The 23,416-nt window shown below is 31.0% G+C and carries 27 protein-coding genes; 2 read left to right on the top strand and 25 right to left on the bottom strand.

The genetic code is table 11. The annotated features are described in order from the left end of the window. Positions 1-4: 4 nt before the first annotated feature. The 9 genes from JE46_RS07960 to JE46_RS07920 all read right to left on the bottom strand — a co-directional run bounded on the left by JE46_RS07960 (position 5) and on the right by JE46_RS07920 (position 6,999). Entirely contained in the window at positions 5-241 is a 237-nt protein-coding gene (locus JE46_RS07960; protein WP_031454736.1) for a hypothetical protein, read from the bottom strand. Between the two features lie 9 nt (positions 242-250). After that, complete coding sequence (locus JE46_RS07955) at positions 251-934, bottom strand: YiiX family permuted papain-like enzyme (RefSeq protein WP_031454735.1); 684 nt, start codon at positions 932-934, stop codon at positions 251-253. Between the two features lie 371 nt (positions 935-1,305). Then, the gene (locus tag JE46_RS07950) at positions 1,306-1,752 is read right to left on the bottom strand and encodes a hypothetical protein (RefSeq protein ID WP_157505892.1); all 447 of its coding nucleotides are present in this window, start codon (positions 1,750-1,752) and stop codon (positions 1,306-1,308) included. 572 nt (positions 1,753-2,324) lie between these two features. Continuing rightward, positions 2,325-2,750, bottom strand: coding sequence for a response regulator (locus tag JE46_RS07945; protein WP_031454733.1), 426 nt, complete (start codon positions 2,748-2,750; stop codon positions 2,325-2,327). A gap of 225 nt (positions 2,751-2,975) precedes the next feature. Next, positions 2,976-3,812 carry an XAC2610-related protein gene (locus JE46_RS07940; RefSeq protein ID WP_031454732.1) on the bottom strand — a complete coding sequence of 279 codons (837 nt, stop codon included), beginning with the start codon at positions 3,810-3,812 and terminating at the stop codon, positions 2,976-2,978. A 93-nt stretch (positions 3,813-3,905) separates the two neighbouring features. Then, positions 3,906-4,262, bottom strand: a complete 357-nt coding sequence (locus JE46_RS07935; RefSeq protein WP_031454731.1) for a bleomycin resistance protein — start codon at positions 4,260-4,262, stop codon at positions 3,906-3,908. Positions 4,263-4,565: 303 nt separating this feature from the next. Next, positions 4,566-4,970 (bottom strand): hypothetical protein, encoded by a 405-nt coding sequence (locus JE46_RS07930; RefSeq protein ID WP_031454730.1) that lies wholly within the window; start codon positions 4,968-4,970, stop codon positions 4,566-4,568. 41 nt (positions 4,971-5,011) lie between these two features. Continuing rightward, the gene (locus tag JE46_RS07925; RefSeq protein ID WP_031454729.1) at positions 5,012-5,572 is read right to left on the bottom strand and encodes a Clp protease N-terminal domain-containing protein; all 561 of its coding nucleotides are present in this window, start codon (positions 5,570-5,572) and stop codon (positions 5,012-5,014) included. A 98-nt stretch (positions 5,573-5,670) separates the two neighbouring features. Next, on the bottom strand, positions 5,671-6,999 hold the full coding sequence (locus JE46_RS07920) for a TlpA family protein disulfide reductase (protein ID WP_083480860.1): 1,329 nt from the start codon (positions 6,997-6,999) through the stop codon (positions 5,671-5,673). 282 nt (positions 7,000-7,281) lie between these two features. Here JE46_RS07920 and JE46_RS07915 point away from each other — a divergent pair, with 282 nt between their 5' ends. Beyond that, entirely contained in the window at positions 7,282-7,962 is a 681-nt protein-coding gene (locus JE46_RS07915; RefSeq protein WP_031454727.1) for a hypothetical protein, read from the top strand. A gap of 161 nt (positions 7,963-8,123) precedes the next feature. On the opposite strand, the gene JE46_RS07910 is transcribed toward JE46_RS07915, so the two are convergent. From JE46_RS07910 to JE46_RS07895, 4 genes are all read right to left on the bottom strand, one after another. Further along, on the bottom strand, positions 8,124-8,705 hold the full coding sequence (locus JE46_RS07910; protein WP_031454726.1) for a YdeI/OmpD-associated family protein: 582 nt from the start codon (positions 8,703-8,705) through the stop codon (positions 8,124-8,126). Positions 8,706-8,969: 264 nt separating this feature from the next. Beyond that, positions 8,970-9,839, bottom strand: a complete 870-nt coding sequence (locus JE46_RS07905) for a TolB family protein (RefSeq protein WP_051872848.1) — start codon at positions 9,837-9,839, stop codon at positions 8,970-8,972. A 362-nt stretch (positions 9,840-10,201) separates the two neighbouring features. Beyond that, complete coding sequence (locus JE46_RS07900) at positions 10,202-10,741, bottom strand: hypothetical protein (protein WP_031454724.1); 540 nt, start codon at positions 10,739-10,741, stop codon at positions 10,202-10,204. A gap of 50 nt (positions 10,742-10,791) precedes the next feature. Then, on the bottom strand, positions 10,792-11,601 hold the full coding sequence (locus JE46_RS07895) for a hypothetical protein (RefSeq protein ID WP_031454723.1): 810 nt from the start codon (positions 11,599-11,601) through the stop codon (positions 10,792-10,794). 591 nt (positions 11,602-12,192) lie between these two features. On the opposite strand from JE46_RS07895, the gene JE46_RS07890 reads away from it, so the two are divergent. After that, entirely contained in the window at positions 12,193-12,966 is a 774-nt protein-coding gene (locus tag JE46_RS07890) for a T9SS type A sorting domain-containing protein (protein WP_031454722.1), read from the top strand. Positions 12,967-13,187: 221 nt separating this feature from the next. Here the strand turns inward: JE46_RS07890 and JE46_RS07885 are convergent, their stop codons facing one another. The 12 genes from JE46_RS07885 to JE46_RS07830 all read right to left on the bottom strand — a co-directional run bounded on the left by JE46_RS07885 (position 13,188) and on the right by JE46_RS07830 (position 23,204). After that, the gene (locus JE46_RS07885) at positions 13,188-14,060 is read right to left on the bottom strand and encodes a class I SAM-dependent methyltransferase (RefSeq protein WP_031454721.1); all 873 of its coding nucleotides are present in this window, start codon (positions 14,058-14,060) and stop codon (positions 13,188-13,190) included. Positions 14,061-14,137: 77 nt separating this feature from the next. Further along, on the bottom strand, positions 14,138-14,608 hold the full coding sequence (locus JE46_RS07880) for a group II truncated hemoglobin (protein ID WP_031454720.1): 471 nt from the start codon (positions 14,606-14,608) through the stop codon (positions 14,138-14,140). 338 nt (positions 14,609-14,946) lie between these two features. Further along, entirely contained in the window at positions 14,947-15,363 is a 417-nt protein-coding gene (locus JE46_RS07875; protein WP_051872846.1) for a DUF5958 family protein, read from the bottom strand. A gap of 72 nt (positions 15,364-15,435) precedes the next feature. Then, entirely contained in the window at positions 15,436-15,981 is a 546-nt protein-coding gene (locus JE46_RS07870) for a hypothetical protein (protein ID WP_157505891.1), read from the bottom strand. A 164-nt stretch (positions 15,982-16,145) separates the two neighbouring features. Continuing rightward, positions 16,146-16,613: a cbb3-type cytochrome c oxidase subunit I gene (locus JE46_RS07865; protein ID WP_167343421.1), complete on the bottom strand. Its 468-nt coding sequence runs from the start codon at positions 16,611-16,613 to the stop codon at positions 16,146-16,148. Positions 16,614-16,929: 316 nt separating this feature from the next. After that, positions 16,930-17,313, bottom strand: a complete 384-nt coding sequence (locus JE46_RS07860; RefSeq protein ID WP_157505890.1) for a hypothetical protein — start codon at positions 17,311-17,313, stop codon at positions 16,930-16,932. A gap of 284 nt (positions 17,314-17,597) precedes the next feature. Then, on the bottom strand, positions 17,598-18,017 hold the full coding sequence (locus JE46_RS07855; RefSeq protein WP_031454715.1) for a hypothetical protein: 420 nt from the start codon (positions 18,015-18,017) through the stop codon (positions 17,598-17,600). A gap of 51 nt (positions 18,018-18,068) precedes the next feature. Further along, a complete protein-coding gene (locus tag JE46_RS07850) occupies positions 18,069-18,683 on the bottom strand; it encodes a hypothetical protein (protein WP_031454714.1) in 615 nt (204 codons plus the stop codon). A 654-nt stretch (positions 18,684-19,337) separates the two neighbouring features. Beyond that, entirely contained in the window at positions 19,338-19,748 is a 411-nt protein-coding gene (locus tag JE46_RS07845; protein ID WP_031454713.1) for a helix-turn-helix domain-containing protein, read from the bottom strand. Between the two features lie 304 nt (positions 19,749-20,052). After that, complete coding sequence (locus JE46_RS07840; protein ID WP_031454712.1) at positions 20,053-20,595, bottom strand: HEPN domain-containing protein; 543 nt, start codon at positions 20,593-20,595, stop codon at positions 20,053-20,055. After that, entirely contained in the window at positions 20,595-21,752 is a 1,158-nt protein-coding gene (locus tag JE46_RS07835; RefSeq protein WP_031454711.1) for a GmrSD restriction endonuclease domain-containing protein, read from the bottom strand. The genes JE46_RS07840 and JE46_RS07835 overlap by 1 nt, the downstream gene beginning before the upstream one ends. Before the next feature lie 372 nt (positions 21,753-22,124). Further along, a complete protein-coding gene (locus JE46_RS07830) occupies positions 22,125-23,204 on the bottom strand; it encodes an efflux RND transporter periplasmic adaptor subunit (protein ID WP_031454710.1) in 1,080 nt (359 codons plus the stop codon). Positions 23,205-23,416: the final 212 nt, after the last annotated feature.

Here is a 23,416-nt window from a genome sequence, read left to right as displayed (position 1 = left end):
CTTTTTATTTCAATGTTCCATCATCATTTATGTAGTTAAATGGATGTTTTCCGTCAATTATTTCTCCTCCTAAACTTAAGAATAAACCAAACATACCTGTCCAATCTTCTAAGTCGATTTCTTTTTCCGTATCCCAACGAATAACACCGTGAAAATTTGGGTTATCAGTCTCAGATTTAACAACTAGACCAAATTCTCCGTTAAGATGAACTTTCATTCCAGGATTAAAATCTTTTTCCATTTATATGATTCAATAAGTATCAACCACTGTTACCAATAAATCAGAATCTGCCAAATTAGATGGCGAAACTACTTTTTCTTCCAGTGGGATGTCGTTGCCATATCTTTCTTTCAGAATTTTTTTAACCCTCTCATCTGTTAAATTGAAATCTTTCAGGTGCTGTAGTTTTGATAATTCGATATTGGCTCCGTTTTTATAGACTTTCCAGACTAACTCCGAGCAATAAATTCGGGTATTGGTCCATTCAAAAAAAGCGTCGTATTCTTTACCCATAAATTGCTGGCTGTAGTCTTTCATTTTTTGCAGCGTATCCGGAGTCAATACTTTGGCGGCATTTTTTAATCTTTTTACGACATAATTTTTATCCCTTCCATGCGTAATCCAATCTTCCAGACGGGTTAGTTTTACGGGCTGAACAGCTTCAAAAACAAACAAGTTTCCATTAATTTCATAAATAATTCCGCAATGTGAAAACTTGGAATTGGTTGCAATTCGTACCGCCTCACACTGAGGAGATTCTGATGTTTGAAAGATAATATCGCCATCCTGAATTTTGTCAGGCAAACTTGTCGTTCCTTTTGTTTTGGATGCTAAAAATGGATTGTTAGGAAAAACCTGCAGTGTTACATACAGTGCACAACAAAAACTAAGCAAAAAGGTAATGAGGGGCAGAAGGTATTTTTTCTTTTTCATGTTGAATTTTAAAACTTAAAAGTATTATTTATTTTTTAAAACATCTATTTTTAAAATAAAAGATGATAAATATGTACCAATAAACCATTAATTTCTACCTGATACCAATTCCTATGATTAGTTCACAAGACCATATTGCGTCAATCACAGGCAGGTAATACTGAATACAATAGCCGATTTACTGGATAACGGAATATTAAAGTCAACACTAAAAGAAACTTTTATTGGACTTACCCCCGATAATTTAAAAAGACCATCAAAAGCAGGTATCAGGCAAAACGGCAGGAAAGATTTCAATTAAGTTTTAAAAAGACAAAACCCTGCTTTTTCGCAAGCAGGGTTTTGTAATGAAATTGTATTATTGGGTATTCTTAAACATTAGTTGGCTGCACTTCTTCAGTTTCTTCTTCATCTTTACTAGGATAAATACCGTAAATAATAAGACCGATAAGTAAAGTTAAAATTACTTTGCCGCCATATCTTGTATAAAGTCCTAATTGCAGAAGACTTTCTTTATCTAGCTTGTTATCTTTCATAATTTCAGCTAGCTGTTGATCTGTAAGCTCATAATATACATCGGAATCTTTTTTTGCCAGTACTAATTTTGGTTCCTGTGTAATCCATGCCGGAATTACCCATGCGATATTATATTCCTGATGTAATGTGGCTAAATCCAGATATTCTTTAGAGCCTTCACTAACAGTATATTTTTCATTATCAGGTAAATTCGCTACGATTTCAATTTTATCAATTTTGCCAAATGGAATTCTAACCTTTGCAGACGCCATAATGGAAACTGAGAACGCAATTATTGTCATTAAGAATGCTTTTTTTGTCATATCTGTCATGTTTTAAATTTATAATGCTTTAAAGATTTATTTTACAAATATAAAGTTAAAATTAGTTGTTTTTAGTAATCATATTTAGTGATTTTGTAATCGGTTTAGATCAAAAAAGAGGTTTAAAACTGTAAAAAGTATTAGTTACAATATCCAAAAGGCTGAAATCCTTTTTGCGGCTCTAAAAACAAGGAAAAAATAGAGTTACCCCGTTGGGTGAAATTGATTTAAAAAATTGATTTGATTATAAAAAGTATAAAATCGGGAGTAAAACCTCATTTATAACTTAAGGAATTGATGTCATCCTGAGTCCATTCGACTTCGCTAAGGATGAACTAAGTCGAAGGCTTTTGAACACGAAAGGGCTTCAACTCCGCTAAGTCTGATAGTTATTTTTATTTCACCCAGCGGGTTATAGTTATTAATTTATATCGAAAAAATACCCTCCCATCAGATAACTAATGGGAAAATTGAAATAAAAGTTCAATCAAGATTTTTCTAAAATGAAAAAACACAACAATTAAGATTTATTATTGTGTTTTTTGTTGGTATTATTTGACGTAGTTAGGAGAAACACACGCTGACCAATAATTTACAATTATTTTAATAGTTTCTCTAATTTCGTTATAATTGGAAGGTTTTACAAAAAAGCCCTGTATGGATTTTGAATAGGCATCTACAACGTGATTCTGTTCAGCACTTGTCGAAAAAAACAAGTAAGGAATCGACTTGAGTCTTAAATCCTCATTTTGATGAATTTTTTCCCGAAGTTCCATACCACTTAACTTTGGCATATTGATGTCAGAAAAAATAATAAAAGGTTCCACTTCTGTTACTGTCAAATAGGCCAGTGCCTTTTCTCCATCATCAAAAAAAATGATTTCATTTTTATAATCAAGTTCCTTGAAAACATCTGTTAAAATATCCTGATCATCTAAATCGTCTTCAATTATAATTATAGGACCGCCTTTATTCATTTTTTACTTTTTGATAAAGGTAACTTATTTATTCTGGTTGTTTATTTTTATTTACAAAACTACTAATGAGCTGCTCAGAATGGGATTGTTAAATATGATTATTCATTACTTTCAGCCAGTTCAAAATCCATTGTTTTAATGAGATCATCTTGAAACATATAAATGTGTTTTACCATTCCGTCAAATTCACTCATAATTATATTTGTTTGGTTTGTATCTATTGGATTACCGGCACTTACTTACATTTTGTTCTACTAACGCTTGTTTTTTTTCACTCCATTTAAAACAGCGTTCTTTTTCTAAAACCATTTTGTTTTTAATGACTTTGTATTCTGCTGTTGTGACACTTGATCCTGCGCAGCATTGGTTTGTTTCAATAATTCTTTTTCTTTTCTGATCAAATTCTAACGATGTTCCGGAAAAAGTGCTTTCAAAGTATTTTTTTGTATTTGGATTATAAAGAAAGTATAAGCTTGAAGTATTTGGACCGGCGTAACTGGATTCAAATATAGAAAAATCGGTAAATCCGTCAAAATTAAAATCTCCGGTTGAAACACAGTATAGACCTCTAAATTGACAATCAACATCAAATTTTTGAATTAGTTTATCTGTCTTTTTTTGAAAAATTTTAATTTCACTCACAGCTTGATAATCTGTCACTATCCTGAAATAATGATCATCGGCAGAAGCATATTGAATAATCCCTTCGTCAATTTTCGATTTTTTGGATAAAGTAATTTTTAACTGTTTTTCATTTTTAAGATCTTTCCAAATTCCTTCTATTGATTCACTTTCAGGATTAAATTTCTCAAAAGTCATGGTTGCGCTTTTCTTTCCTTTGGAGTCTTTTTCAAATAAAATTAGTTCTTCTTGTTCCAGATTTCCTTCCAAAATTATTGGACTATCAAAAGTGGAGTAAACATAAACTCCGTATGAGTTTCCGGAAGTGTTGATTTCTGCAGATAATTCAATAGGATATTTACCTATAAATCCCGAATAGTTAATTTGACTAAATACATTTTTTGAACTAAAAATTATAAGGAAATAAATCAATTGTTTCATATTCAGTTTGGTGGAATTATGATTTAAGTTGTTGATTATGATTGAATTGGTATTTTAAACGGATTGGTTGAGTATTTTATGCTTTTAACTATGTCACAATATGCTCTGCCCAAAAGTTAGCAGATTATTGTCAGGATCAAGTAGTGCAAATTCTTTTTGCTCCCAGGGTTTAACTTGTAAATGCCCGTTTGGATGTATGTTTGTTTTATTATCTAAAAGTGATTGATAAAACGTATCAATATCGTCTGTTCTGATATAAACCTGACCATAATTTTCTTTTGGATCTTCTTTAAATTCAAAAAAATGAATTTGAATAGCATCTTTTTGCAGCATTAGATAATGATCAAAATCAGCATTTCCAAATTCCTTAAAACCCAACTTATTGATGTAAAACTCTTTTGTTACAGTTTTATCACGCATGGGTAATTTTGGACTAATATCTGTAAGCATAATTATAATTGTTTAACTGATAAATATTTTTTCTAATCTCTTCCTTTTTTTGGAGGTACTGCTTTTAGAGTTAAGGATTATTTTTTTGGTTGGTACAGGAGTTTAAAGTTGCAAAAAAGCGAATATTGTGAGATAAAACAAGCTTCTAATTTTCATATGATATAGTTTAATATTTGCTATAACGTCCTCCGCGGGATCCAGTTGACGTTTGAAACTAAATGTAGCCTTGTATTCAGGTTTTTCAAATGATTTTAAAAATTCAGAAAATTGCTCAAAATCAATTATAACAGTTGTTGAACAATGTTATTTATTTGTTAGTGGTTTTTCAAATTCCGGCCTTAGCGTAATAGGTTTATTACTAAATTCGATTGCTCCTAAATCAGTATTTAAACTCTCTAATATTTCTATCATAAATTGATCTAAATCTGATGGAATTTTCATTTTGCTTTTTTGAAATTGATTTATAAGAATTTGTAGATATTCAGATACAGTTTTTTGTCCATCGGAGTCTAAAAACATTTCTTGAGACCAATAATCCAAAGTTATCATTTTTACTTTTTCATTACTGTATTTTTCTGATATATAGATTTGTTCAGCGTTTAACCAATCCCATTTTCTTATTCGTGAGAAATACATATCCTTTTTCGAATATTTATTTATGATATTGAATTCAGGAATTTCATTCTGCTTTTTAAATAAATTAAACATATTAATTGTTTTGTTTTAGGTACTTCGCATGTCTAATTAAGTTAGATAGTGTTTATTGTCTGATTAATAAGTTTTACAAATCCAATATTTATTAGAAAGCTGTTGTTGCCAATTACCTTAAATAATTTTCTTTTTTTGGTTTTTTGAATTTTTTCATATTCGTTTTCAAAACCTGAATATGTCATTCTATTTTGAATTAGGAGGCTTCCGGCAAAACTTCTTTTATCTGCCAACATTGCAAAAAGGATATGTTCGGCTTTGATTTCGCTTTGACGATATATCCATGCGTAATACGCAGAAATTTTTAAAGCACGCTCCATCTCTTTTGTCATATACATATTTTCAGGTATTGTTTCTAATTTTCCTTTTTGAAGGTGATCTGTTAGATATTGAAAATCCAATTCTTTTTGATCAAAAATAGTATGAGGTAAATTTTTCGAACTCACCATGGCAAGAAGGAAATGATAAGATGAGATATAGTTCTCACCTAAATTTAGTGCAATTTTTCTGCTGGTTTTAATTATTTCTTCTATTTCTTGATTGAATTGCATGTTTAAAATATTGCTTACTGATTCTTTCAAATATATTTCTTTTTCTTTCAAGTAAGCAATAAGTAAAATGAAAAAAGCTTAGATAGCGATGAGTTATAACAATCTGTGCTAAGTTACAAGACTTCACAGTGCTGGAACAGTTATTTTATTTACATTAGCGTATAATTCTTAATATATGTTTTCCAATCTAATGAAAAAGGGATCTTTATGAAGTTACCTTCTGGTGAAATCAATATTTTTGTTGGATATCCGGATACTTCAAATAAATCATTGGTCTGTTTGTCAACCTCACTTACCGGAAATGTATATTTATTATCGTTCATGAACGCCAATAAATTTTGAGAGCCAAATGAGAATGTATAAATCCTTAATTTGGAATTTTTATTGCTACTATTTGCTGTAAAAAGAGATTGTAATTCCGGTAATTCTTCTCTACACGGGCTACACCAGGTTCCCCAAACATCAATATAAATCCAATTCTTTGGTTTTTCGGTTAAATTTAGTTCTTCATTTTCATATTTTATTTTAACCTTCGGAACTGGCTTGCCCATTTTATGAATATAAGTTGTCCAGTAATCAGAAAATGGCAACTCATATTTTAGCTTTTCATAATATTCGCGCAATGACTTTATGTTAGAATCTGATGGATTTGTAAACGCGATATTGCACAATAAATTTAATGCTTCAGTATTTCGATTGTTTTCAGTCAGATATTTTTGATATTTAGTCTGAAATCCGAATTCTCTTGTATTCCCGGTTAAAAGAGCAGCTTCATAAAAAAAGGCATGTTTGTTTAACCAATCATTTAGGTCGGGACTGTAATCTGAAGCTTTTTTTAAGTATTCTTCCTTAGGATTAATACTGTATAAATAATTGTAGCTATAGGCTAATAAATATCTGTACCAAGCTCTTTTTTCACCATCCAATCTATCAGCCTTAATTTTGAGGATATAAGGATAAGACTCTAAACTGGTTATATTTTTGTTTAAGATTTTTTCTTTGCTTTTGATATCGATGGCGTTCTTTCTTTCTAACTCCTGTAAGATCAAAAGACTATATCTTTCTGTTTTCGAATCATAATTTGCACTGTCTTTTAGGATACTATTGAGATCTTCCAAAATTCCCTTCAGATCATTTTCGTTGGTTGCCTCCATCGATTTACTCCACAAGTGAATTGGAGTTATGATAGTATTAATTTTATTGTTTTCCTTCAAAAGTAATTGTTCCAGATATTGTTGTCCATACAATCTTGGAGCATTCTGTAATTGTTGGGCAAGTGTATTATGAATTCTGTTTATAAACATTGGTGGGTATAAGTGATATAGTTTAACAGAAGATTCGACTGCTGTTTCTGTTTCACCATTACGCCATAAATCACTAAGAGAATTTGTTAATGCGAATGCTTCTTTAGGAATTTGTCCCATACATAAGCTAAAAGTGGAAAGACCAATAGCTAATGTCATCAATATTTTGTTCATAATGTCTGGTTTTTATAGTTAGTAAAGATGAATATGTTTGTCAAAAGAATTCTAATCATACTATATTAGCCTGACCTGAAAATGACTTATTCATGTTTCCCCAAATGTAGAAAATAATAGTCACAAACCTACAAATATTCATTTTTTTACGATTTTCGTTATAGCTTCAATAAAGGTTAAATCTTGTATTTTATCTTACTTCTAAACTAAAAATACTCATAAATAGTGATTTTTAATGTAATACTAATCTGTATTTTTGCCTTTTGAAATAGAAAATAACTTATGAAAAAAATTACAATTTCGTTTGTATTACTTTTTACAGCAATCTTTTTTGTTGCCTGTAGTGATGATTCTTCAGATTCTACCCCAGATTCTACTGGTGATTACTGGCCAACAAGTGTCGGGAATAATTGGGTTTACACTAAGGATGGTACTGATGCTTCGGCTACAATAACAGGAGTAAAAGAAATAAATGGTACTAAGTATTACGCATTTAATCAATTACCTATATTTAGGATTTTTAATGATTATACACCTTTGTTTATTAAGAAGAATAAAGGCGATTATTATATTAAAGCTGATGAAATCAATAAAACCTACGAAGGTGTTACTATTAAAATCACCGGATATGAATTCCCTTTTTTTAAAGATTATTTAGACGTTAATGAAACCTGGGAAGGAACTTATACTTATACAGATACAAAAACCAGTAATTCTTCTAATCCTCGTATTATGGAAACAGAGGTAACCTATACCGGAGAGATTTTAGAAAAAGGAGTTTCATTGACTGTAAACGGAATCGTTTTTAATGATGTAATAAAATTTAGATTTTCTCAAATTATTGATGACAAAGATGACATCTGGCCTACCTGGGATTTTACAACCGATTATTGGATTGCAAAAGATGTTGGCATCATAAAATTTGGATATAATGGGGAATATAAATCACATGTAATAAAATAACAGTATAAAATTAAAGAGTCCAAAAATTTTTGGGCTCTTTAATTTTAGAAAAATCCTAATTGGCTATCAGGTCAATTTGTCCTAGATAAGCTTGTTACATTTGAAACAGGCTTTAATTCTATATTATCCTTAAAAAATTGGGTTATCAGTATATGTTTTTTCTATCGCAAGTGTTTTGGTTTAAGATGCTGTTCTGCACTTTTTACAATTTCGTCAATGCGGTTTTGTCTGGTTTCTTGTCGTTTGGCAAGTACAATCCAGCTTAATATTATTTTCCTTGCCGATTTACTCAAACTTAGAAAATAGTCTTTTGAACCATTGTGTTTCCGGAATGCATCTTCGAGGTCATTCGGTATTATCAGTTCTTCAACTTCGTCCAAAATGGTCCACGATCCGTTTTGTTTTGCAGTTTCGATACTTTTGTAACCCGCTTTTGTCATTCGTCCGCTGTCAATCAGCTGTTTAATTTTTTCTTTGTTAATCTTCGACCAGGTACTATTAGGTTTACGTTTGCTAAAAAACTGTATAAACGACGAATCGTCAATCGTTTTTCTTGTGCTGTCAATCCATCCAAAACAAAGTGCTTCATCAACTGCTTCACTCCAGTTAATTGTTGGAATATTCGACTTTTTTGTATAATAAATAAGCCAGACAGACTGTTTTGACTGGTGATTTTTTTCCAGCCATTTTCGCCAGTCAGTTTGGCATTCAGGGCAATATGTTTCTATTTCTTTTTCAGTCATACTTATTTCGTAACAGTTTTATGATTTATGACGCAAATGTATACCTGACATGTGACAGCCCTATGTCAGGAGTCAAAAAAAATTAGTGACATTCCCCAAACTATTCTGATAAAGTAATTTTGTGTGATCGAATTTGCAGGCAACTTGAATTTGGCTGGAAATGTTGAAAAAGATTTAAAGTTGAAAAGCTCAATAGTATTAGTAGTATTTTTTCATGACGAAAACTGTTAATACTCATTTTATTACTTCGTAAAGATTACAGTTTTATTTGTATTTGCTGCTGTCAAAGTCAATGAAATACAGATTTTCTTTAAATCGATCGCCGTCTTTTTCTTGTCTTGAAAAATAAAGTCTATTCTCTTTTTCGTGAACAAATGGGCAAAACTCTGCAAATTTTGAGTTAATCGGAACACCTAAATTTTTTGGAGTCGTCCATTTATTTTTTCTGTTAAAAGAAATGTACAAGTCTACTTCTCCAAATCCCGAATTATCAGAAGAAAAATAGATGATGTATTTTCCATTTGGCGAAATATACGGGTTTGATTCTCTTTCGTTTGTATTAATAGGGAAACCAATATTTTGAGGCTCCTGGTATTTCCCATCCTTTAATATCGAATAATAGATATCAGACAGTCCAGTCTTGTTGTCGTTCTCTTTCATGAAATAAATGGTGCGATCTTTTGTCATTGAGGCATATGACTCAGAAGCTTCCGAATTAATATTGCCTTCCAGTCTGTAAGGTTCTGACCAGCCTGCATCGGTAAGATTTACTGCCCAAATATCAAAATCTTTCCTGTCAGATGCTCTGTTGGTGTTTCTGTTTGATTGAAAAAGTACCGTTTTGCCATCAGGAGAAAACATAGGATCAATATCTTTCCATTGCCCAGCTGCTGCTGAAAAAGAAGCAATACGGGCTTTAGTCCATTGTCCATTTTCTTTTACAGATTCCATTATGGTCAATGTATCTCTTTTTCCTTTTGACAAAACCCATAGTGCTATTTTGGAATCCGGTGAAATCGTTAAACCAAATACACCATTATTTGAAATGGTATTGGGTTCAAATAGAGTAGGGGCTTGCTGTGCATTTGTGTAAAGCGTCAAAAATAGTAGTATAAAAGAAAATGTAATTCTCATATTGGTTTCTATTTATTAAGTGTCGTGTCGCTAATTTAAAAAATAATAAATATTAACGTCTTGTAGATTTTATCAGTAGGATGATTTTAATATTTACTTCTAAAGATAACTAAAATTCAGCTTATTAATCATAACTAATTGTAATAATAGATTCCCGCGTTTGGATATCTTTAATTTTCAATCCAACTATAGAATTTGGTGTTGTCCCAACCGTAAATAGAAATACTGACACCAGAATTTTTTTAGACATTAATGTCTATTGAATATTGATCGATTTTATCCCAGTTCTTTCCGTTTCGTGTATTTTGTCTAATTTTTTCATTATTGATTGATTTTGATATTTGTGAGAGTGGGAGGTTAGCTTACCCATACCAAAAAAAAACTTTTTCGTATTTCTTTTCCTCAAAACATTTTAAGCTTGATATTATTATTTCTAAATGTTTCTTCAAATCTTCACTTATGTATTTTTTCCATTTTTCAAGATTCTTAGAGTTCTGAGAAACTTTGTCAATATAACTTTCTAATTCAGTAATCAAACTAATTAATTTGCTTGTTGATTGAAGGTTTGTTGGTATCCATTCTTCATCATCATTTAAATAAACAATGTTTGTCAAAGGCTGAATATCGATTTTGGAATCAATGGAAATTTGATATAGGCATGATTCTATTTTTGTTTCAAAAAGATACTCTGAAATTAAATTATAATAAGATCGGTCTAAAAAGATGTCACAAGAGATATCTATCTGATTATTCTTGTCAATTGCTCCAATTCCTATATTGAATCCCATAGTTGTTTTTAGTTTAATACATATCCACCAACATTCTGGTATTGCAGCAGGTTTGGTAAAATTAACCTCATTATTTGGATTTGACAAATCATTCCAATATAACTCTGGCACCATAAAATACAATTCTCTGTTAACGCTGAGTACATTCTCCCGTTTGGATATCTTTAATTTTCAATCCAACTATAGAATTTGATATTGTTCCAACCGTAAATAGAAATACTGACACCAGAATTTTTTTCAATATTAGCAGAATAATTGTTTAAAGTAGTCGCCAGATTCTTAAATTCCTGAACATTCTCATATTTAAAAAATCTTGAAGGATGATTGACCCAATTTCCGGTAGTTGTTTTAGGATAAGGTATTCTTCCTTCGCCCTCGAACTCAAATTCTGTAAAATCCGCATTTTGCTTTATCAAGGTATAAAAATCAGTATAAATTTGCGTATTATTTTTATTCGTTCCGCACACATAGGCAAATGAATTTGTCGGAATTCTAAAAGTTTTGTTGTATAATGAGGTTGTGAAGTGCTTTTCAATGGTTGCGATAGCTATTTTCTGGTCATTAATGTCTATTGAATAGTGATCGATTTTATCTCCGTTTATAAACGTTATTTTGTCTGTGTTTTCCGGTAAGTCGATGTAAGAGATTGCCGGTCCAATTGCAGTAAAACAGCCACCAGGTTCTGCTATTTTGTCGAATCGCACGATTAGTTCGTTTCCTTTTGAAAACTGAGTCGTGCTTATACCATAATTAATGCACGGAAATTCCTCTTCGGTAATAAGTTTTAATTTTAAAACTGTTGATTTTGAGGCGTCTGCACCAGGATATATTTCTTCCGGCATAAAATTAATAGCTGAGACAATAGACTTTTTGGCAATGTAGTCGTTATAGTTGGAGTTATTGTTCTTGTCATCATCAGAACTGCAGGCATTCATCATAAATCCAATCAGGAGTAGTACTATAATTTTTTTCATAAAAAGCTGTTTTATTTATATAGATGATTATTTTACAGAAGGTTGCGTAAAATGGCTAAAGTATAAAATTGAAATATAACTTTTTTGCTGGCCTCTTATTTTATTAGAAATGCAATTCGCTCTTAAAAGTGTTCCTAGTACTCTAAATGTTTCAATCTGTTGCTCATTTGCAACGAGTATACATTGTGTTTATAAAAACTAAATAAAGCGTTTGCAAAAGAGGTTTTTTAGATAGATTGTCTACATAAATATAAAAACTTTTTTGTTTTAATAACCGTTTTGCAAACACTGGAATTTATCTTTTAATTGATCTAGGTACTCGCTGTAAAAGGTGTATCAAAGATTCAATCAAATATTTTTTTAATCTTGCACAGATTAAAAAATAAAATAAAATACTTTTCCTACTTTAGCGCGAATAAATTTTGAAGTGAATCCAAGACAGCATGTACCCTGACAAAGTTTTTGTCATCGGAAATTGAAAAATTTATGATGTATTGATTATTAGTGTATTAGTTCAATAACGTTAAGTCGGAAAACTGAAACAGCGACTTTAAAAGATCTGAAAGTAGGGCAATTATACAATTTTAATTCATGAAGAAAATTACTTTTTTATTATTAATCAACTTTTTTTTTAACAGTTATTCTTATTCACAGTTAACTTTAGAACATTCGTATAGTTCTGGTATACAAAAATCAGATATGTCAGATGTTCTGGGAATTAATACAGCTAACGGATTAAAGTATTACACATTCAACAGAACGACAAACGTTGTAGAAATTTACAGCCAGTCTCATGTCCTTGAAACTTCTTTTACAATTCCTTTAGATGCAGGGCATTTTCTTTCAGAAATTATTTTCATAACAGACAAACTTTTCAATAGTGATAACCAAATTGAGTTTTTGTACAAATCATATAAGATTGGCGATTCTAATAATAGAAAATTATACTTATGTAATGATAGCGGAGTTCTTTTGCAAAATTTCCCCGGTAAGTACTATGCCGGAGTAGTTAAGGATAATTCGAACAATTATAAATTGATTATTACGGGTTCAGAGCAAAATCCTGCCACAAATGCATACGATTATGATGTGTATGGGTTAACAGGAACATTATCAGCTGAGCAACAGGATATTTTAACGAAAAAAGCTTTTGTATTCCCTAATCCGAGTAATAATGTAATCAATATTTCGAACATAAGCAGTACAGGAAAAGCTGTAACACTACAAATATTTTCTGTAGAGGGTAAAAAAATATTAGAAGAAAACCATTCAGAAGAAGAAATTAAAATAGACGTTACCGGATTTCAAAATGGAGTTTACATTTACAAACTTGGCAACAAGTCCGGAAAATTTATAAAAAATTAAATCTGTTGTAATATTGAGTCACTCAAACAGTTTGAGAGGCTTAATATAAAAATCCTGATTGCATATATTGTAGTCGGGATTTTTATTTTTAGTAGTAGATAAGAATCATAAATGACTAACGTACATCTTTTTCTTCAAACATCTTCCATGCGCTCCTGCATGTAAGGAATTGTGCGGGAGCGGGGCAGTTTTCATGAGAACACTTAGTAGAGCAGGCGTAGTTATTGCTTTACGGCTATTGCTACTCTATAAAACTCATATCCTTTTTCATCCCGATTTGGCAGATATTTTAAACGATATTCAATAGCGCCCATATCTTCAATGAGCATCATGTCAAATGATTTTAAATAATCTGATAGTTCTTCCGGCTTAAAGCCAAAAGTCCATTTTTCTTCAAGCTTGTCGAGGTCGGTCAAAAGTTTTTCACCTCCTAAAAATGAACCTGGATTTTCGAGAATATCATTGTGAACGTAAGTAAAAATGACATAGCTGTTCGTTGTGAATTTTTTAATAAACTCAAATGTGTTTTTTATTGCATCTTCTGTGAGATAATTGGTAACACCTTCCCAAATGACGGTAGTAGGTTTTGTAAAATCAAAATTATGCTGCTTAGCCAATTCTTCAAGGCTTTGTTTATTAAAGTCAATTTGATAAAACTCAATATTTTTTGGAAGCTGGCCAATGCGGCTTTTATAAGTTGCCATTTTAAATTTTGAAGTATTTGGATGATCAATTTCTATGACAGGAATTGATTCCAGAAAGTCCAGTCGTAATGCTCTGGTGTCAAATCCTGCGCCTAAAATTATGACTTGTTTTACTCCATTCGTAATTGTTGATTTTAATAAATCATCAATATATTTTGTTCTGGCGATTCCTGATGAAAGCGCTCCCGGTATTTTCTTCTGAATGGTATTACTAATATATTTTCTGATAATAGCATATTTAGAGATACGTGATGCAAATCTCAATTTGGCTTCAAGAAAATGTATTGCATATTCGTCAGAAAATAATTTATCATTTGAATTGCGTTTTGTTTCCAATGCCCTGAATAAAGCCATATATTGAGCTGTTCGGCTTGTTTTGTGTGTTTTCATCTTTTTATATTGATTGTACTAGACTATTACCGGTAATGTTCTGGCTGTCTAAATGCAGTTCTGTAAAATTATATTTTTTAATTTACATAGGGTCCGCCTGTTGCCCCCCAGTCCCATTTTGGCATAGGTTCGTTCGAGTCTGTTAGATTTTCTGTTAGCTGAGAATTTATAACAGCCAGACGGGTGCCCCATTCGATATAGCCAACGAAAGCCGAACGAAATTCGGGGTCGCTTTTTAATCCAATTTCATCCGAAGTCTGCAGCAGTAAATGAACCCAGCGCTGCCTCATTTCTTCTGTCAGCATTTTGCCAATATGTTTTCCTATCATTTTTGCATGGCTGCCATTGTCATTGGAAGTGTATAACTTTTCACCACCAAAAACTTCAGCAACAAAATGCGCTACATGTTCAACGTGATCAGGTGACATATTTTTGAAGACCTCACCCAATGTTTCGTCATTCAGTACTTTTTCGTAAAATTTAGAAAATAAAGTCTCAAAGGTCTGCATATCGCCTGCCCATTCATACAATGTTGGTATATTTTTCATTCTTTTATATTTTACAATAGTTGATGGATAATTGTCTTATGTTAAAGAGAATAAATGAAATACTTATTTGATTTACAGTGTGTTATTTAACTCAAAAATATAAAAAAATAATTACAAAATGATGTTTACTTTTCATAAGAATACTTTATAGAGCACGTTAAAATGCCCATATGAAAAGATTCGGGCGGAACCGGGTTATTACCGTTTAAAAACGTTTAGTAAAAAGTCGGGAGACTTTTGAGATATTTAGGATTATAATAGCATTAAAAAAATTGCGCAAAGTCAGAGCCATTTGCACAGCTTTTCATGAGAACACTTGTTAGAGTGGGTATTCCAATTTATTCCATATTATGCCATTCATGAAAACAACCCTTTTTACATTGTGTTTTTCGGCGAATTGTGTCAGCAACTTTGAAAACTGTAATTAAAGTTATAAAGGCTTTTCTACGTTCATCTTCTGGAAGCTTTACTATTTTGTCTAATGCTTCTTCAAATCCTTTTGTTTTTAATAAGACAATTGGAGTTACGGTTTGTTTTAGTGGTACTAACTTTATAGCATTTTCAACGGTTTCTTTTTTAGGATGACATTGATGCAAACAAAACTTTAAAGTATATAGTGTTTTGAGCTTCTCTTCTGAGTTCAAACTTTCAAACCAAACAAGAACATCTTCAAGATTATTCTTTTCTTGAGCATAACTATTTATCATTATTTCGTCTTTGTCCAGCATATTAGATTTTAAGTACTCTATTAGCATTCTACTAACTTTTTGGTACTACAGGTGGTTTGGGACTAAATTAAGCCCTATTTATGCGATCGCTTATCTATTTTATGGTTTCTTTAAAAAGAATATTAATTCATCATTGTAGCTATAAAGAAATAATTCTTTTGAATTTTCTGTAGTTATTAAAAGGCTTTGCGGATTGAAATCATTTTTGCCTGAAATTTTAAAACAAGCCAATTTTTTACTTTTTAGATCTGTTTTGAGAAGTTTTGTAAATGAAGTTCCAATATTACTTTCAATTGTTTTGTTTTTATCATCAAGAATTTCACCTAATTCGTCTCCTGGAAATTGATTCCTAGGATTGTCTTTGATTATTTTCAATGTGTGTTTTTCTTTTATGAAAAAATACGGCGAATTATTCTCATAAAGAAACGAGTCATCTATGTTTTTCACTATTGCGGTTATATCAATTTTGTTATCCTTAATAAGAATTGTTTTTCCTATAATTCCTTTTGGTAATTCAAATTTTTCTGAAGGACCTTTGAGGACATGGTTTGTTTTTACATCAATAATTTTCCAATTACCGCTATAATCAAATTGTGACCACATTAATTGACTTAACAATAGGAATATCAGAATAATTTTTTTCATTTTTTAAATCTTTATGTTTGAGACTCTCTAAAAGTGTCGCATAACGTTCTGGTACTATAGCGGGTTTGTGACTAAATTAAACTCTATTCTCGGGTTTGCCAAATCTTCCAAATACAAAACCAATTCCAAATTAAGCAAAATCCCCAAATTGCTTGTAGTGTGTGTTAGGAGATGGCCTTTTTCTGTTTCTTAAAAATCCCAATTATTAAATTTATAATATAAATTGGTTGTCCAACAAATAATATCAATATAGATAGAATTACAAGTGTTTGGTTAATTAACTGATAATTGTCGAATAAGGGAAAAGGAGTTTCAAAAAAAACTTTGCTATATCCAATTACTAACCAATAAACTAAAAAACTTCCATTAAGAATTACGGAATGAATTATCGTCAATACATTTATTAGTTTTCTCTTCATAGCTTTTTGCACAACCCAATATCCAAGTCCTATCAGATAATAAGTTAAACTCAAAAAAAGAGCAATATAGAAATGTGCAATTACAAAATATGTGTCATGAATATTTATATCGAAAGTTGTATCTTCATTATTAGTCTGAATTAATCCAATCACTAGTATTATTAAAGCAACTAACCAGAATAAATTATATATTTTGATTTTTCTTAAATTCATGAAAATTTTATTCATTTTTTTCTTCGTTACTTACGGCTATCTCCTAACTCGTTTATATGCGTATAAATTTAACCTGTTCTATTCTAAAATAAGTATGTTATACGCATATTTTAGTTCGTGTTTTGCGTTTTATTGCAATACAAAAGTAGAATTATTTCTTACATATCGAAGGAGATATAGTTGTATTATGTTCGAAATATAAGAAATTCTGATTTTCAAAAAACTACACGAAAGGATTCGCCCGTGAGCGGGGCTATCATTGTGTGATTCTGTGTGTTCAGGTAGTAAGTAATTTGGATATATAAATTATTTGACTCTATGAAAGCCCTTTAAAAATATCTATCCATTGATTGTCTTCAGGTAAAAATGAAATAAATTTATTTTCAGTTCCTTTATGGATTTTAATACGACCACATTTCTCACATAAAAACATTTCGTTTTCGTATTTCAATTTATATTTTAAAATGATATCATTGATAACATCAGAGTCTGGTAAGTTTTGATATAGCTCAGAGTCAAAATATTTTTTTAACCATTTGTCCCGCTCATTATTTTTAATTGCATTTATAAAATTATTGATATCCTCCACCTGATTATCTATTGCTTCAAGATCCTGGTCACGAATAAAATGTGCCTTGTAACTAATGTTATTCGTTTGATCAACAATAATATGTCCGCAGATACAACCAAGTTTTCCCATTTTATATTGTGTTTTGCCGTCCCACAGCTTGTTATAATGTCCAACTTTATCTGATAGTATAGAATTACATTCTGAACTCTCAAAGTAAAGAAAAAATGTCTTTTTAATTTGTTGAAACATCAAAAAATCACACAAAGTTTTATGACATTTAGACATCTTTTCAAGAGGAAATCTTTGGAGAATGCAATTCTGCACTAACGTTGTGCAGATATGAACGGATAAATATGTTTTTTAAAATTAGAAATGAAATTTAAGATTCTATTTTACAAAAATCAAGGTTATTCTTAGAGAGCCGTATAAAAATCTTTTCTTGAAGAAGGCATAAAATAAGAATAGCTAGTAACACATTTATCATCCGGAAAACTATTTTTGAGTTTTAACTCATATTCTTCTGTATGATCTAAATCAACAACACTTAGAACTAAACATATAGAACCATCAATATTGACTTGAATTGCTGCTTTTGGGCAAAATGTTTTATTTGTGTTTTCAAAATAAAAAGTAAAAGATCTGCCTTGCTCATCTAAAACGTAATTCCACATTTCCGGAAAGTTTTCTGTCTCAAAAAGAACTGGCAAACTATATTTTGGTGATTCATAAAATTCATCAGAAGAAATATACCCTTGAAGAAACTTTTCCTTAAAACAGATTAATTTGTCTTTTGAGAATGAAGGTATAAATACCATTACATCAATTAACTCCATTATTTTTAATTCGATATTTTAGTTTTTCCGAAGATAAGTATTTCTCACTGATTAGGTTAAAAATTGTTGGAGTTTGAATTTGTTTTGTAGTATTAATTGTTCTAAATTTTCTTTCCAGCTTTTGCATATTGAACCGCCGGCGTCATTGTCATGTGTGTCGTTAACAATATCATTTATGAGATAATCTAATGAAGCAATAATTTTCTTCTCGGCTATATTTCTCGGCGTACCGCCTCTGGAAACGTGATGTTCTATTTCAGGTAGATCAGAATAATTTATTTTTAAACCTTCACTTAGTATTTTTTTACTTTTTTCTTTGAATTCAATGTCTGTCAATGATAATGCTACCATAATTTGCGGGCTAACCCATGAGCCTTTATTAATCCTTTCCCAAAAATAAGGTGTTAAATTTTCTCGTGTTGTTTGCCTTAGAGTTAATAATGCCATAGAAGCAATCAAATGTAATCTCCAGTCTTCATGTGAAAGTATAAGTTTAATACTTTCTTTAATCGATTCTTCGGAATTATTTTCAAGAATAAATTCAAGTTTAGAGATACTAAGGTTTAAGTTAAACTCTTTTGGTTCGTCAGCATAACTTCTCAGGCTTAAAAAGGGTAGATGATTCGGTTGTCCGTCCCAAAAGTTTCTGAAAATTCCTAATTCCATTCTAATTTTATTTAGTTATATACAATGTTCTTGAATATGTCAACTTTTAAAACTTATGTATTCCAAATAATGCAGAATTAATTCTGTGCCCATAAAATAAAGAAAATAAGTGTCCTTATAATTTCTGAAACATCATTTATTTATAGGTCTCTTTATATGAATCTACAAGCTCAAAAAACATATTTAGTGATTTGATTTCATCAAATTGATTCTTCTCTAAAATCATATTTCTATAACCTGAAGTTGATTCTGGGTATTCGAGTTTTAAAGCTACAAAATCATGAAATCCTTTCCATCCAGGTTTAATGTTTTCTTCGATATTATGAACCCAGCATGATAAATTAAATCCATTTATATTGAAGTATAAAGCAGTTAATGATTTTTCGCCAATATATAACTCTGGTTTCTCACGAATTAAATCTAAAAAATCGAAAAGGTTTGTTGGCTTGCTTTTTTTATACTCATTTTATTCCCTTTTGCTGGCGCGAACATCTTGCTTGTGCAATTATGGTCTTTCTATATTTTTAAAACTTTGTAATTAAATATTGATTTGGATTGTGTTCATGAGTAGGAGCGGGGGCATTAAAAAGGCTCAACTAAACTGTTGAGCCTTTTATTTCGTATGAAGTAATACTTTCAGATTACTTCTATTTTCTATTTGTTAATAAGCTTTTCCAGCTTAGCCATCATTTCTTCTTTTTCTTTCAGCATACGTTCGTAAAGAGCAATTTTTTCATCATAAAGTTGAATGACTTTATCTATTGGATTAAAAGTTGGGTGAAAATTATAAGTTATTCCTGTTGAACTGTCGTTATTTGTAAAAGTATTAGATATAATATTTACCGCTTGTTCCTCATCAAAATTCAGGAATGCTTCAATAGGAATTTTCAATGCATTTGAGATTTGTCTGAGCATATCATCTTCAATTACATCTTTTTGCTCCAACAAAGAAATTTTCTTCTGATTCCAGTCGTTACCCAAATCAAAAGCCAATGCTTCCTGTTTGATGCCCAACATTTCCCTGAATCGTTTTACATTTCTTCCCTGATGTATTTTTTGTTCCATAATATCAATTTTCTGAAGGCTCAAAGCCATTTGCATTAAAAAGTCTTAATTTCAAAGGTAAAAAAATATTCAGTATAATATTAATCTTTCGTTTTCTCTTTTAGAATAGAATGAAATTCTGCATGATCTAGGATGTAGTCTAAAACTTCTTCTAATTTCATAAGTTTGTTTTATACTCAAATATAATAATTTCAAGGTTTCGAACACTTATGGCGGTACGTTCGCGCCAACTTGGGGAAGAAATGCTTCAGGCATTTATAAAACCAGCTATTGCGGCGAACCGCTGTTACCGACCGGCATTTTTTTATGGTGTTTTTTTTTTAATCAATTCACTTTTCATTGTTTCTATAAAAAGCAAAGATGTTTGATATAATGTATAAATTTCTTCTGCTGTTTTGTCAATTGTTATTTCTGCAAAGTTTTGATGAACCATTTTGTTTCGTTCATTTCCTATTCCAAGAAAAGCTTTTATTGATTTATCTAAAGCAGGTTCTTCTTTAACTCGTTGTTTCATTTTTGTTTGAAAGTCAGTGCCAAAAAGACCAAAAAATGTATTAGCATTTGATGATTCCCAATTGAAATATGTATGATACTGTCTACTAATTGCCTTTTGCTTAATTATTGAAATTACCAAATCATTACCATCCGATTGAGATTTTGCAAATTCAATAATTAAATCAGTAAATTCTTTTTCAAAATAGCTTGCAGCAGAAAGGAGAATCGTTTTTCGAAAATTATTTTCAGCTTCATTGTAAAACGTTAACTCCCTTTGAACTTTTAGATAGTCTATAAGAGAATTACCATTTAAATATTGCTGGTCAATTATAGTTGGAGATGTTGTACTCATTAGTTTAAAATTTCTTTTGCAATGCGTAAGCGAGTTTCAACATTGGCCTTACCAGCAGTGTTATCTTGTGATGCTTTATTGAATGTTTCATTCTCTTGTAAAAGAGTTATTTTATCAATAGTAGTTTTTTTAATATCAAGCTTTTGAGTTTTAGATGCATTGATACAAAGTGCAACAAAGATTGATTCAAAAACAGTTATACTAAATTTTCCACTTTTTGAGTAAAAAATACTTGGATCTAATTCAACTATGTAGTCACAAAAGCTTTGAAATAAATTTTGAAAGTATTCCAAAGAATCATCTTTAAAGTTTCTAGATTTTTTAGAAAATACATTTAAAAATTGTGTCATTGAAGGTTTGTAATTTTCTGAATCAAGAAGCATTGCAAAACCTCTTAACAATATTTCCACATCTTTCATATGAATATCCGGTTCAGTCTTGTTAAGAAGCTTTCTCCAATTTGGATATAGATTTAGTTTGTAAAGACAATTGTAAAATTGAGAATGATATAAGCTAGTTCTAATTTCTTGAGGTTTTAATGTTATTCCACCTGAATTTAGCCTGTTGAAAATTTCAAACATAGCTGAATCATCATCACTAGGAAAATTTTGTTTAATCATTATGTTTCTTACAGTTCTTAAATCAAAACTAGTTTTAAATTCTCCTAAAGTGGCGTAATTTAAACTATCAAGTTTATTAAAAACACCGAGTTCATTTAGCTTTAATTTGAAATCTTCAAAGTATTCATCATTGTATAAATATTCATCAGGAAATTTTCCGTTTTCATCAAAAACTTGTCTTAATTCAAATCTTTTTTCTTTTTTTGGAAACCTTTTCTTGTTGAAGAAAAATAAAGTTAGTAGTCTCTGCTGGCCATCGACAACTAAATAGCTATTTTTTCCTTCCTCGTATAGAAATACTTGTGGAATAGGTAAACCGATTATAATTGATTCGATTAGTTTTGAAGCTCTTTTAATGTCCCAAACATAATTTCTTTGAAATCCTGGAATTTTAAATAGTCCTGATTCAATGAAATCAATAATTGTCTTTGTATTAAAATCATTTGGAGTTGATGTGACATCATATTCCTTAAATGAATATCCGATTGATTCATCATCTTCATTTGAGTACCATTTGTCTTCTGTTTCTTGTTCCATGTAAAAGTGTATTTTAATTATAAGTGTTTGATTCTTGCTGGTAACTCGTTTATAATGTGTGATGAAATCACACATATTAATCCAAATCTCTGCAGATATGTGTCACAAAATCACTTACATTCATTTTTGCTAATATAGGAAAAACTTTTATAAATTATTAGATAGTTTTTGCTGGTAATACTAAATTGAAAATCATTTGTTAAATCCCTAAACCCCTAGCCCTGATAGCAGCGGCATCCTTTTTCTGGCTTCTTTAGCCGGGAAAAGATATAGCGTATAGCAGGAATCAGCTCCCAAATAAAAAAAAGTGCCATAAAACCTAAGTCTCACAGCACTTTCAAACAAATCAATAATTAATATAAAGCGTACAGGTTATTCGTTTATGACATCGCCTTCCTTAATTTCTTCGCTGGCGATTTTTACCAGTCTGTCTTTGCGGTTCAAATCACCGAATATTTCGATTTTATCTTCGATTTCTCTTCCTTTTTTTACATCTATTCTTGTCGCTTTATGATTGACCACTTTGATCACAAACATCCCTTCGGCAGCATTCACCAAAGCCGATTTTGGTACTACAAACGTGCTGTCTTTCGCGTTAAGCGGTAACAAAACTTCGGCTACCATTCCCGGTAGTAAATTGCCTTTGGTGTTGTGAACATCCATTTCGACACGTTCAGAACGTAATTTCAAATCTAAAGCGCCTGACATTCTGGTGATGGTCGCTTTAAAAGTTTCCGGCAATGATTTTACGTTAAAACTCATTTCGTCGCCATTGTGTAAATATCCGGTGTACAATTCGGGAACTGAAACGGCCAGACGCAATTTGTTTTGCTGCTGAATCGTCAATAATGGCGAACTTGAACTAGGACCAACAAAGGTTCCTAAATTCACGTTTCTGGATGCCACAACACCATCAAAAGGCGCACGGATTTCAAGATAACCTCTCATGATCGACACTTCTTTATGTGCTGCAACGGCTGCCTGATATTGTGCGTAATCCGAGTTTTTCTTTCCACTTGCCATTTCCAGATCGTTTTTAGAAATCGTTCCTTCAACCTTGCTCGTTTCGTACAAACGGTTGTAAGTGCTTTTACTGGTCGCGTAAATCGCTTCCATCGACTTCAGTCTTGATTCAGCTGCAGCCAGTTGTGAACTGATTTCCGGAGCTTCCAGAACAATCAAAAGCTGTCCTTTGGTTACTTTCGAACCAATATCTACTTTTAGCGTTTTTACGAAACTGCTTACTTTGGCATACAAATCCACTTGCTGAAAACCGGTTAATTCGGCCGGTAAACGTAATTCGGTAGTCAGTTTTTCTTTTTCCAGAAGAAAGGTTTCTGTTTTAGGTTCGATTGCTGCCGTAACCACTTCTTCCTTTTTAGAATTACAGCTGTTCAGGAACAATAATGCTGCAAAAAACAGCGCGGTTGGTTGGAGTATTTTAGTCTTCATTTTATGGTTTTATATAAAATATGATTTAATAAGTAAGTCGAAAGTTTTTAAAGTCCAAAGTCCAAAGTCGAAAGTCATAAAGCCATTTTGTTGGTGCATTACTTAGATACACTTTTATCTTTCCGCCTATTTAAGTAACAAACATAGAATAATGTCGTATTTAAAATGATATAAAATACTTATTCACGACATTTTTTCTTTTCACTTTAAGA

The sequence above is a fragment of the Flavobacterium chungangense LMG 26729 genome (assembly GCF_000735715.2).
Taxonomy (GTDB): domain Bacteria; phylum Bacteroidota; class Bacteroidia; order Flavobacteriales; family Flavobacteriaceae; genus Flavobacterium; species Flavobacterium chungangense.
The sequence above is the reverse complement of the archived record's forward strand: the minus strand, read 5'-3'. Positions and strand labels throughout refer to the sequence as shown.